This is a genomic window from Corallococcus praedator (assembly GCF_003612125.1).
Classification (GTDB): Bacteria; Myxococcota; Myxococcia; order Myxococcales; family Myxococcaceae; genus Corallococcus; species Corallococcus praedator.
Genome location: NZ_RAWI01001050.1, coordinates 1 through 442, shown reverse-complemented (window position 1 = coordinate 442; position 442 = coordinate 1). Strand labels below are relative to the sequence as shown.

Below are 442 nucleotides of genomic sequence, written 5' to 3'. Positions count from 1 at the left end.
GCGGATGATGGAACGGGCCTCCTGGGACGGGGCGGAGAAACTGATCCGTGAGCTGATCGCGGATCTGTTGGCCCCGCTCCAGGTGGATTACGAGTTGGTCTACCTTCGCGGCGTGCCGCCGGTGGACAACGACGCGATCTGCACCGGCATGCTGCAGGCCGGGGTGGTGGCCTCGGTCGGCGCCCAGGCGGTACGGGCGGCCCAGCAATCCACCGGCGCCGAGGACTTCGCCGAGTACCTGGACCACGTGCCCGGCGCGCTGGCCCGGCTCGGCGTCTGGGACGGCACCGGGGAACGGGTGGATCTGCACTCGGAGTACTTCGAGATCGACGAGCAGGCAATCAGTGTCGGTATCCGGCTGATGGTCAACTCCGCCCTGACGGCGCTGCGGGCCGGGTCCGGTCAACCGACCGACCTCACCATCCCGTGACCGCCCGGTAGG

1 protein-coding gene is annotated in these 442 nt (G+C 69.2%); it reads left to right on the top strand.

Annotated features, from left to right (window positions below):
* Positions 1-430 (top strand): M20/M25/M40 family metallo-hydrolase (locus D7Y13_RS46435; protein WP_167508830.1); only part of this gene is annotated, 430 nt, incomplete at its 5' end.
* Positions 431-442: the final 12 nt, after the last annotated feature.